General features: G+C 74.5%; 9 protein-coding genes. 1 reads left to right on the forward strand and 8 read right to left on the reverse strand.

Features of this window, described 5'->3' with window-relative positions; translation table 11 throughout:
* Positions 1–107: 107 nt before the first annotated feature.
* Complete coding sequence (locus tag ADY01_RS29630; RefSeq protein ID WP_159001504.1) at positions 108–284, forward strand: hypothetical protein; 177 nt, start codon at positions 108–110, stop codon at positions 282–284.
* A gap of 17 nt (positions 285–301) precedes the next feature.
* On the opposite strand, the gene ADY01_RS29635 is transcribed toward ADY01_RS29630, so the two are convergent.
* The 8 genes from ADY01_RS29635 to trpC form a co-directional block, all read right to left on the reverse strand.
* The gene (locus ADY01_RS29635) at positions 302–964 is read right to left on the reverse strand and encodes a TIGR04282 family arsenosugar biosynthesis glycosyltransferase (RefSeq protein ID WP_049579628.1); all 663 of its coding nucleotides are present in this window, start codon (positions 962–964) and stop codon (positions 302–304) included.
* On the reverse strand, positions 961–1,662 hold the full coding sequence (locus ADY01_RS29640) for a glycosyltransferase family 2 protein (protein WP_049579629.1): 702 nt from the start codon (positions 1,660–1,662) through the stop codon (positions 961–963). The genes ADY01_RS29635 and ADY01_RS29640 overlap by 4 nt, the downstream gene beginning before the upstream one ends.
* 3 nt (positions 1,663–1,665) lie before the next feature.
* Positions 1,666–2,724: an NAD-dependent epimerase/dehydratase family protein gene (locus ADY01_RS29645; RefSeq protein ID WP_049579631.1), complete on the reverse strand. Its 1,059-nt coding sequence runs from the start codon at positions 2,722–2,724 to the stop codon at positions 1,666–1,668.
* 53 nt (positions 2,725–2,777) lie between these two features.
* Positions 2,778–4,010: a DUF1266 domain-containing protein gene (locus tag ADY01_RS29650; protein ID WP_049579632.1), complete on the reverse strand. Its 1,233-nt coding sequence runs from the start codon at positions 4,008–4,010 to the stop codon at positions 2,778–2,780.
* A gap of 80 nt (positions 4,011–4,090) precedes the next feature.
* Positions 4,091–4,909, reverse strand: coding sequence for a tryptophan synthase subunit alpha (gene trpA / locus ADY01_RS29655; RefSeq protein ID WP_049579634.1), 819 nt, complete (start codon positions 4,907–4,909; stop codon positions 4,091–4,093).
* A complete protein-coding gene (gene trpB, locus ADY01_RS29660; RefSeq protein ID WP_049579635.1) occupies positions 4,906–6,162 on the reverse strand; it encodes a tryptophan synthase subunit beta in 1,257 nt (418 codons plus the stop codon). The genes trpA and trpB overlap by 4 nt, the downstream gene beginning before the upstream one ends.
* A gap of 81 nt (positions 6,163–6,243) precedes the next feature.
* A complete protein-coding gene (gene trpM / locus ADY01_RS41935; RefSeq protein WP_420715754.1) occupies positions 6,244–6,411 on the reverse strand; it encodes a tryptophan biosynthesis modulator TrpM in 168 nt (55 codons plus the stop codon).
* Positions 6,408–7,214: an indole-3-glycerol phosphate synthase TrpC gene (trpC, locus tag ADY01_RS29665; RefSeq protein WP_049579637.1), complete on the reverse strand. Its 807-nt coding sequence runs from the start codon at positions 7,212–7,214 to the stop codon at positions 6,408–6,410. Before trpC ends, trpM begins: the two co-directional genes overlap by 4 nt.
* Positions 7,215–7,609: the final 395 nt, after the last annotated feature.

A 7,609-nucleotide genomic window follows, 5' to 3' on the forward strand; every position in this document is an offset into this window, starting at 1 on the left:
CTATCCTCTACGTCGCCAGCGTCGGATGTGGATAAGACACAGGCCTCCCCGCCGGACTCCCCAGCCGCCGCGCGGTCACCGGCGGGCTGCTGGTGGGCGGCTGCCTGGTGCTGGTCGCCCTCCCCCCGCTGCTGCGCCCCCGCCCGATCGGCAACGCCACGGTCCTGCCCCTGGACTACGGCCGGAACCTCGCCCTGGCGCTGGCGGCGGTCGCCGTCCTCACCGCCGCCCTGATCGCCGTCCCGATCGCCTCGCGCGCCCGGCGCCGCCGACCGCGACCGTAGCGGCGGCGGCGGGGCGTTCACCGCGGGGCGGCCACCCCGAGCCCGGCGAGGGTCGCCGCGAAGCGGCCGTGCGGCGCCTCACCGGCGACCCGTGCCGCGTCGCGGGGCGTGTCCACGTCGCGCAGCACGGGGAGGTCCCGCACCTCGCAACCGGCCCCGGCCAGCCGCCGCCGCTGCGCGGCCCCGGTCTCCGGGGTGGACATCGGCACGCCGAGGGCGAGTTCGGGGCGGGGCTCGGCCATGCCGAGGGCCCAGAACCCGCCGTCGGCCGCGGGTCCGAGCCATGCGCGCCCCGGCGCCCAGCCGCCGGGTCCCGTCACCGGGGCCAGCAGCTCGGGCGTGAGCTGCGGGGTGTCCATGCCGACCAGGAGCGCGGGCCCGGCGCAGTGGGCGAACGCCGCCGCGATGCGGGCGTCGAGACCGCCGCCGGTCTGCGGGACGACCTCGAACCCCGGGGGCAGCCACGCCCCGGCCCGCCCCTGGAGGACGAGGAGGCGGCGCCGCGCGGGCACCCGCAGCAGCGTGTGCAGGGTGTCGGCGAGCGCGGCCTCCGCCAGCAGGGCCGCCTGCTCCGGCGTGAACGCCGGGGTGAGGCGCGTCTTCACGCGCCCCGGCACCGGCGCCTTGGCGATGACGAGCAGCGTGGTCGTGGCCCTCGCCGCCGCTGCCGCCGCGGTCACTTGAGCACCGCCCGCATGTCGTGCACCGCCTGGTACGTGCCGCGCCAGGTGCCTGTCACCTTGGAACGCCCGGCGCGCGGCCGGTAGGCGACCTCCGTCTCCTCGATGCGCCAGCCCGCGTCGGCGGCGCGCACGACCATCTGCAACGGGTAGCCGCTGCGCCGGTCGGTCAGCCCGAGGCCGAGCAGCGCCACGCGCCCGGCCACCCGCATGGGACCCAGGTCCCGCAGCCGCACTCCGGTACGGCGGTGCAGCATGCGGGCCAGGACGCGGTTCCCTGCCCTGGCGTGCAGCGGCCAGGCGCCGCGCGCGGTGGGGCGGCGCCCGGCCAGCACCAGGTCGGCGGTCCCGGCCCGCACCGGCTCGGCGAGGCGCGGCAGTTCGCCCGGGTCGAGGGTGGCGTCGCAGTCGCAGAAGGCGACGAGGTCGGCGGTGGCGGCCAGCAGACCCGCGTGGCACGCGGCGCCGAAGCCCCGGCGCGGCTCGTGCACGACGCGGGCCCCGAGCCGTTCCGCGAGCGCGGCCGAGCCGTCCGTCGAACCGTTGTCCACGACCAGGGCGCGCCAGCCGTCGGGCACGCGGTCCAGCACCCAGGGCAGCGCCTCGGCCTCGTTCAGGCAGGGCAGCACGAGGTCGCCCCACGGGGCACGAGGGGATGGAAGATCCGGGGAAGGGCCCGAGGGAGGGGAGGTGGTCACGGCTCAGCTCTCCACCGGAGCCGCCGTGGCGGGCTCGCGCAGCGGGGCCGCGGCGAAGCGGGCCATGCCGTCCTCGAAGCCGACCGCCGGCCGCCAGCCGAGCTCCTCCCTCAGCCGCGCCGAGCAGGCCGTGATGTGGCGGACGTCCCCGAGCCGGTACTCGGCCGTGATCAGCGGGGCCGGGCCGCCGAAGGCGGCCGACAGGGCGGCGGCCATCTCGCCGACGGTGTGCGGCTCCCCGCTGCCGGTGTTGTACGTCCGGAGCGCCCCGGCCTCCGCCACCCGCTCCAGCGCGCCGAGCGCCGCGACGTTCGCCGACGCGACGTCCTCCACATGCACGAAGTCCCGCCGCTGCGCGCCGTCCTCGAAGACCCGCGGGGCGAGCCCGCTCTCCAGCGCCGAGCGGAAGAACGACGCCACCCCCGCGTAGGGCGTGTCGCGCGGCATGCGGTCGCCGTAGACGTTGTGGTACCGCAGGGCGACCGCCCGGCCGCCCGTCGCGCGGGCCCACGCCGCGGCCAGGTGCTCCTGTGCCAGCTTGGTCGTCGCGTACACGTTCCGCGGATCGACCGGCGCGTCCTCCCCGACCAGGCCGGGCGTCAGCGCCGCCCCGCACACGGGGCACGGAGGCTCGAAGCGCCCCTGTTCCAGCGCCTGGGGAGCGCGGGGTCCTGGCCGCACGCGCCCGTGGCGTTCGCATTCGTAACGGCCCTCGCCGTACACCACCATCGACCCCGCGAGCACCAGCGCCCGCACCCCGGCCGCCGCCATCGCCGACAGCAGCACCGCCGTGCCCAGGTCGTTGACGCCCACGTACTCCGCGGCGTCGGCGAAGCCGGTCCCGAGCCCCACCATCGCCGCCTGGTGGCAGACCGCGTCGACGCCGACCAGCGCCCGGCCCACGGCGTCGGGGTCACGGATGTCCGCCCGTTCCCAGGGGACGCCGAGCCCGAGCCGGGGCGGCTCGATGTCGAGCACCACCGCCTCGTGCCCCGCCGCCGACAACGCCTCCACGACATGAGAGCCGATGAACCCGGCTCCTCCGGTGACCAGTACGCGCATGCCCGCCACGCTAGCCACGGGGACCGCGCTCGGAGGGCAGACACGGCCCGCCGTCAGCGTTCCGTAAGATCCGCGGACGACTGTTCCCACGGCACGCTCAGCCAGGGGCTCTCCGGCTCGGTGCTCAGGAGCTGGTGCACGGTCACCATGTCCGTGTACCAGTCGCCGAACTCCTCACTGTCGAAGTGCAGGCACCGCCCCAGCACGAAGCCGATGGCGAACTCGGCCCACGACCGGTACACCTGGCGGCTCGCCTCACCCGCCCGCAGCAGCGCCCGTTCCGTCTCGTGCCGGTCGCCGTACCGGGCGCCCATGCCCCAGCGCGCCATGCACGAGGCGCGCCCGAAGTCCCACGCGAGCACCGAGCGCACGCAGGTGTTCCCGGTGAGCAGGCCGTCCGCGCGGAAGCGCGCCTCGTACCGCAGGATCCGCCCGATCAGCTGCTGCACCAGCGCGATGTCGGCGTGCAGGTCGAACTCGGGCGGGCGGCCGGTCTGGTCCACGACCTCGGCGGTCCGCGACACCAGCACCCGTTCCGCCGTCTCGCGCCACTGCACGGCGTTCGGCATCGTGCCGTCCTCCTGCATGAGCGCCTGCCGCACCCGCAGCGCGAACTCCCAGGCGGGCGAGACCACATCGGCGCGCAGCAGCTGCTCGACGATCTCGATCCACTCCTGCCGCCCGGTGACGCCCCACCAGCGGCGCAGCAGCTCCTTCTCCTCGGTGTAGCCGCCCCACTGCCAGCCCAGGTGGTTCCAGATGGCGCCGTTGTTCACCATGAGCATCGCGCCGCAGGCCATGCCGTGCGCGAGCGCGCCGTGCCGGTGGCCCGTCCACAGGGTCTTCAGCTGCGGCTCGGGGACCGACGTCCTGGCGTGCTTCTTCCACCGCTTGGGGTCCGCGGGAAGGAACGTCTCCACGGGCGTGCCCGGGTTGACGGCCAGCCACCGCACCGTCCTGGGCCACACCCTGGCCACCGACTTCAGATCGCTGCGTTCGAACACGCGGTCGCCGCCGGGGGGCACGAGCAGCCCGCGCGTGAAGACGGCCAGGGCGAGGCCGTCGAACTTCGGGTCCTTGAACGGCTTGAACGGGATCGAGCCGGGCACCGCGTCCATCAGCTCGCGGGACATCGGGAAGTAGAGGTCGGTGGAGGCCAGCACGGCGAAGAACGCGGGCCAGTCACCGGACAGCCCCGCCCGGTACAGGCTCTCCTCGATCGTGGTCGGCGCCTGCCACGGCGCCTCGCCCCCCGCGGTGCTCCCCGCGGCCCCCTGATTCCCCATGCGCTCGACTGTAGCGGGAACGGCCCCCGGCCCGTACGGGGGCCGAGGGCCGTCACGGCCGAACCGTCAGCGGCCGGCGGTCAGTGGCGGCGGCGTGCCCCGCTGACCAGATCGGCGGTGAGCGCGCGCAGCTCGCGCAGGGCGGCGTCCTCGTCGTCCAGGTGGTCGAGGACCCGCTGGACGAACGCCGAGCCCACGATCACGCCATCGGCGAACGTGGCCACCTCCGACGCCTGCACCGCGTTCGACACGCCGATGCCCACGCAGACCGGCAGGTCGGTCGTGGCCCTGATCCGCCGCACCAGGTCGGCCGCGTCCCGGCTGACCGACGCGCGGCTGCCGGTGACGCCCATCAGCGAGGCGGCGTAGACGAAGCCGCTTCCCGCCGCCGTGAGGGTGGCGAGGCGGGCGTCCGTGCTGCTGGGCGCGGCGACGAAGACCGTGGACAGGCCGTGCTGCTCGGCGGCCTTCCTCCAGCCCTCCGACTCCTCCACGGGCAGGTCGGGCAGGATGCAGCCCGCGCCGCCCGCCTCGGCCAGCTCGGCGGCGAACCGCTCGGGGCCGTACCGGTCCACCGGGTTCCAGTAGGTCATGCACAGCACCGGGACCCCGGTCGCCCGCTGCACCTCGCGCACGGTCCGCATCACGCCCGCGATGCGGATCCCGCCGCGCAGCGCGATGGTGTCGGCGGTCTGGATGACCGGTCCGTCGAGGACCGGGTCGCTGTGCGGGAGGCCGATCTCCACGATGTCGCAGCCCGCCTCGGCCATCGCGGTCACGGCCCGGATCCCGCCCTCCAGGGTGGGGAACCCGGCCGGGTAGTAGCCGATGAGCGCCGTCCGTTCCTCGCTCCGCACCGCCGCGAGCACGGCGTCGAGAGCCTGCGCGTTGCCGCTCATGCCTGGCTTCCCTTCCGGTCCTCTTCGCCCTGTTCATAGAGGCCGAAGTAACGGGCGGCGGTGTCCATGTCCTTGTCGCCACGCCCCGAGAGGTTGACCAGGATCAGCCCGTCGGGACCCAGCTCGCGGCCCACGTCCAGCGCGCCCGCCAGCGCGTGGGCGCTCTCGATCGCCGGGATGATGCCCTCGGTGCGTGACAGCAACCGCAGCGCCCGCATCGCCTGGTCGTCGGTGACCGGGCGGTAGTCGCCGCGCCCGCTGTCCTTCAGGTACGCGTGCTCGGGGCCGATGCCGGGGTAGTCGAGGCCCGCGGAGATGGAGTAGGGCTCGGTGATCTGGCCCTCGTCGTCCTGGAGGACGTACGAGCGCGAGCCGTGCAGTATGCCCGGCTCGCCGGCGGTCAGCGTCGCGGCGTGCTCGCCGGACTCGACGCCGTGGCCCGCCGCCTCGCAGCCGACGATCCGGACGCTCTCGTCGGGGATGAACGGGTGGAAGAGGCCGATGGCGTTCGACCCCCCGCCCACACACGCCACCACCGCGTCGGGCAGGCGGCCCGTCCGCTCCCGCACCTGGCGCCTGGCCTCCACCCCGATGACGCGGTGGAAGTCGCGCACCAGCGTGGGGAACGGGTGCGGCCCGGCGACCGTCCCGAACAGGTAGTGCGTGTTCCCCACATTGGCGACCCAGTCGCGGAACGCCTCGTTGATCGCGTCCTTCAGGGTGCGGCTGCCCGAGGTCACCGGGATGACCTCGGCGCCCAGCATGCGCATGCGCGCCACGTTGAGCGCCTGGCGCTCGGTGTCGATCTCGCCCATGTAGACGGTGCAGTCGAGGCCGAACAGCGCGCAGGCCGTCGCCGTCGCGACGCCGTGCTGACCCGCGCCCGTCTCGGCGATGACGCGGGTCTTGCCCATGCGGCGGGTGAGGAGGGCCTGGCCCAGCACGTTGTTGATCTTGTGGGAGCCGGTGTGGTTGAGATCCTCCCGCTTGAGGAAGACCGTGGCGCCGCCCGCGTGCTCGGCGAAGCGGGGCACCTCGGTCAGCGGGCTGGGACGCCCGACGTAGTGGACGAGCAGGTCGTCCAGCTCGGCGGCGAAGGCGGGGTCGCCCTTCGCCTTCTCGTACTCCGCGGCGACCTCTTCGACGGCGGCGCGCAGCGCCTCCGGGACGAAGATGCCCCCGAAGGCGCCGAAATATCCCCCGGCGTCGGGGACCCGGCCTTCGGGGTCGGGAAAGAAGTGTGCGTCTGGCATGCGGAACCAAGCCCTTCCAGGCGGTTGTACCGATATCGGCGAACGCGGAAGCCCTCAGTGATCAACGGATGATCAACGTGATCAACGGGCCGGGGAACGCCATCGCCGACCGTTGATCTGGCCGGGCTCGCACCCGATGTGGTACCGCACGCGGCGGCCGAGGACGCGGCGCGCGGGCGCGCGACAGCCGCGGGGGCGCATGCCCCGGCTCGGGTCGCTGCACACGGCGCTCGGGGACACGGCGCTCAGCGCCCCTGCCGCAGGGCCGGGTGCGCGCCGGCGGCCACCAGGTCGGACACGGCCGCCCTCGGGTCGCGGCCGGTGACCAGCGACTCCCCGACGAGGACCGCGTCGGCGCCGTCGTGGGCGTAGGCGATGAGGTCGTGGGGGCCCCGGACCCCGGACTCCGCGATCTTGACGATGTGGTCGGGGATCTCGGGCGCCACGCGGGCGAAGGTGCCGCGGTCCACGTCGAGGGTCTTGAGGTTCCTCGCGTTCACCCCGATGATCTTCGCTCCCGCGTCCACGGCGCGCTCGACCTCGTCCTCGTCGTGCACCTCGACCAGCGGGGTCAGCCCGATGGACTCGGCCCGCTCCACCAGCGAGACCAGCGCCGCCTGGTCGAGCGCGGCGACGATCAGCAGCACGAGGTCGGCGCCGTGCGCCCTGGCCTCCCACAGCTGGTACGCCGAGACGATGAAGTCCTTGCGCAGCACGGGAACGTCGACCCGGGCCCTGACGGCCTCCAGATCGGCGAGCGAACCCCCGAAACGGCGCCGCTCCGTCAGCACGGAGATCGCCGCCGCGCCACCCGCCTCGTAGTCACCGGCCAGCGCGGCCGGATCGGCGATGGCGGCGAGGGCGCCCTTGGAGGGGCTGGACCGCTTGACCTCGCAGATCACGGCGACACCGTCGGTCTTGAGGGCCGCGACGCCGTCCTTGGCGGGGGGAGCCTTCGCGGCGGCCGCCTTGAGATCGTCGAGGCTCACACGCGCCTGCCTCTCGGCAAGGTCTGCGCGGACACCCTCGATGATCTCGTCGAGCACACTCACGCGACTGGCCCCTTCCTTCCGGGGAGGTACAAACACCTCGATGGTATCCGCCACGACCCGGAGCCCTCGCATCCGCATGCGGCGGCCTGGCCGTGGGTGGGGTGGCTGGGGCGGTCTCCGAGGCTTTACGCAGCCACGTTGGGGCGAGCCTCCAAGATCGGGGGCCCGATCGGGGAAAACGCGGTGGGGCCCAGGGGCCCGATCCGCCGGCCAGCGTAAGGGCCCCCGATCTCTCGCCCCAACGCAGCTCCCGCCCAAAGCCTCTCCAACCGCGTGGGGGGCTCAATCCCTGCGGGCCGCGTCGGGGTGAGGCCCTGGCGCGGGCCGGGGGGTGGGGACCCTCTTTGGTTGTTCGGCGCACTTGCGACGGGTGGGGCGCGCGGGCCAGTCACGCG

The sequence above is a fragment of the Streptomyces sp. SBT349 genome, assembly GCF_001083795.1.
GTDB lineage: Bacteria > Actinomycetota > Actinomycetes > Streptomycetales > Streptomycetaceae > Streptomyces.

What these genes read in the sequence shown, in the direction of transcription:
- ADY01_RS29645 (WP_049579631.1), bottom strand. Translation starts at nt 2,724, where the DNA reads ATGCGCGTACTGGTCACCGGAGGAGCCGGGTTCATCGGCTCTCATGTC.
- ADY01_RS29650 (WP_049579632.1), bottom strand. Translation starts at nt 4,010, where the DNA reads ATGGGGAATCAGGGGGCCGCGGGGAGCACCGCGGGGGGCGAGGCGCCG.
- trpA (WP_049579634.1), bottom strand. Translation starts at nt 4,909, where the DNA reads ATGAGCGGCAACGCGCAGGCTCTCGACGCCGTGCTCGCGGCGGTGCGG.
- trpB (WP_049579635.1), bottom strand. Translation starts at nt 6,162, where the DNA reads ATGCCAGACGCACACTTCTTTCCCGACCCCGAAGGCCGGGTCCCCGAC.